Origin of the sequence: Brucella sp. HL-2, assembly GCF_025846885.2 — a bacterium.
Taxonomy (GTDB): domain Bacteria; phylum Pseudomonadota; class Alphaproteobacteria; order Rhizobiales; family Rhizobiaceae; genus Brucella; species Brucella quorumnocens.
The window spans coordinates 1-842 of sequence record NZ_JAOYTK010000076.1 but is presented as its reverse complement, the minus strand read 5'-3'; the positions used below and the strand labels follow the sequence as shown (position 1 = coordinate 842).

Sequence of the window (842 nt, the reverse complement as noted above, 5' to 3'; positions counted from 1 at the left end):
GCTCCAAACCCAATTAAACATTTGATCAAATTACTTCTTCATGATTCACTCTCCTGATAACGGGAGTTTTGGAGCATGGCAGGAGAATTCTGGCTTGATGATCGGCAATGGGCAGTGATCGCTCCTTTGCTTCCAACGAACCAACCCGGCGCGCATCGAACTGACGACCGCCGGGTGATTAGCGGCATCATCCATGTGCTGCGCACTGGCTGTCGGTGGCAGGATTGCCCCGCTTTCTACGGTCCCTCGACAACCATCTACAATCGTTTCCATCGTTGGTCTGCCAAAGGCATATGGCGGCAACTATTCGAAGCACTGGTGCAGACGACCAATCGCGACATTCACATGATCGACAGCACCACCGCAAAGGCGCACCGATCTGCTGCTGGCGGAAAAGGGGGGCGGAAGCTCAAGCCATCGGTCGATCGCGAGGCGGCAGATCGACAAAAATACATGCTGTTGTCGATGGTTGTGGCCGCCCAGTCGCACTGAGAATAACCCCTGGGCAGCGCGGTGACGCTCCCATTGCCATCCCACTGCTTGAGCCACTGCCGCCAAGCAACCTGTGCGCTGCCGATACGGCTTACGATAGCAACGCGTTACGCGATTTTCTCAAAGCTCGCGGCACTGAACCGGTCATTCCAAATAATCCGACCCGTAAGCGGATCAAACCTTTCAACCCAATTGCCTACCGCCGCCGAAACATCATCGAACGCACCTTTTGCCGCCTCAAGGACTGGAGGAGGGTCGCGACACGATATGACAAGCTCATGCTGAACTTTACAGCCACATGCTATATCGCTGCCATCGTCACATGGTGGCTCAATTGAGTCTGGACCCTA

General features: G+C 54.9%; 1 pseudogene. It reads left to right on the top strand.

Annotated features, from left to right (window positions below):
- Positions 1-75: 75 nt before the first annotated feature.
- Positions 76-761: pseudogene (locus OIV19_RS23620) on the top strand (IS5 family transposase); the annotation flags it as partial.
- Between the last annotated feature and the right edge of the window lie 81 nt (positions 762-842).